Source organism: Bacillus sp. 7894-2, assembly GCF_002272225.1.
GTDB lineage: Bacteria > Bacillota > Bacilli > Bacillales > Cytobacillaceae > Cytobacillus.
Window position 1 is genome coordinate 1 of record NZ_NPDG01000076.1, and the last position, 504, is coordinate 504.

Annotated in this window: 1 protein-coding gene; it reads right to left on the reverse strand. The window is 38.7% G+C overall.

What is annotated here, in order from left to right:
• The coding region (locus CHI10_RS11790; RefSeq protein ID WP_353615967.1) for an HTH domain-containing protein at positions 1-406 on the reverse strand (406 nt) is incomplete at its 3' end.
• Positions 407-504 lie beyond the last annotated feature (98 nt).

The following is a 504-nucleotide window of genomic DNA, read 5'->3' on the forward strand; positions in this document are numbered from 1 at the left end:
GCCTTTCTAACTCTTCCAGCTTTTTTAAGAAGTCATTCTCTGCCTCAAGGAATTTAATTCTTGCTTCAGCTTTTTTTAATTTCTCTTCTACGGAAAGTTGCTTTAAAGAAGGACGCCCGGTACTCCCTTTGCCTCTACGTTCCGTAAGGAAACCTTCCTTTCCAAACCTTTCATATGAATCCCTCCAACGTTTAAGACAACGCTGGGGTTGTTTCTTACCGATCATGTCCAGGTCGAAGCCCTGTTCAATAAAGATTTGCGACGGTGCTTTTCCATTTTTATAATCCGTAACTGCTTTTAGCTTAAACTCAGGACTATAGGAGATTGACCTTTCAGAAGCGCATAAAACATTAGGATTCTTTTCAAGCTCTTTAATTTGAAATTCATTATAAATATTCTTACTCATGTTAATCCTCCGCCCATATTCATTAAATCTATTGAAACACAAAAAACCCCAGATAGGGGCACTTTTTTATCAGTGTCCGCTATCCGGGGTATAGTTCA